Consider the following 480-nt stretch of genomic DNA (forward strand, 5'->3'; position numbering starts at 1 on the left):
ATGTCTATGACCCTCCCGTTTCAAAAGAAAAAGCGTTACAAGCCTTAGAAAAACATCCTGAAATTTATCAGAAGTTTCAGCATTTCTTTCCATTTGTAGAACTGCCTCCGCTTTAAAGGGTAAAAAGGTTGTCTGAAAAACATCAGACGACCTTTCCTTCATTTGAAACGGAATATTGAGAACTGAGTTCTTCAAAAATCCCACACCTGCTCCTTCCACGGCAGCACCTTGGTCAAAACGGCAGACGGCTACAATGAAAGCATCAACAATTGTTTTTGGCGGATTTTTTATTACAGATAATGGAGAACGAATCCAAATTCCTATTTTAGAAAATCCTAACATTAAAGAAATAAATAACTTTTTTTCTGTATCAAATTTTGAAAAAAAAGCCGGAGTCCTTGTTTTCAGAATTATTCCTGAGCCTGAATTTGGCAATAATGAATTAACTGAGACCTTTGCAAAATTCCCCAAAATCCCCTA

General features: G+C 36.2%; 1 pseudogene. It reads left to right on the plus strand.

The features are described from left to right. Positions 1 to 253: 253 nt before the first annotated feature. Positions 254 to 480, plus strand: a pseudogene (locus tag HMPREF2865_RS11590) (hypothetical protein); the annotation flags it as partial.

Origin of the sequence: Neisseria sp. HMSC073G10 (assembly GCF_001812605.1) — a bacterium.
GTDB lineage: Bacteria > Pseudomonadota > Gammaproteobacteria > Burkholderiales > Neisseriaceae > Neisseria > Neisseria subflava_A.